Origin of the sequence: Streptomyces sp. WM4235, from assembly GCF_001279725.1 — a bacterium.
Lineage (GTDB): Bacteria > Actinomycetota > Actinomycetes > Streptomycetales > Streptomycetaceae > Streptomyces.
In genome coordinates, this window is the sequence record NZ_LGDE01000421.1 from 1 (window position 1) to 207 (window position 207).

1 protein-coding gene is annotated in these 207 nt (G+C 53.1%); it reads right to left on the reverse strand.

The window, feature by feature from the left end; translation table 11 throughout:
* A partial coding sequence (locus tag ADK55_RS40075; protein WP_234350221.1) for a hypothetical protein occupies positions 1-207 on the reverse strand: 207 nt, incomplete at both ends.

Here is a 207-nt window from a genome sequence, read left to right on the forward strand (position 1 = left end):
AAACGCGAAAGCGAAGAACTGGAAAGCGAAACCCGCTTCGACCGGGAATCGGACACGAAAGAGTCTGATAGAGTCGGAAACGAAGGAAGCGCCCGGAGGAAAGCCCGAGAGGGTGAGTACAAAGGAAGCGTCCGTTCCTTGAGAACTCAACAGCGTGCCAAAAATCAACGCCAAAAGTTGATACCCCGTCCATTTCGGTGGATGAGG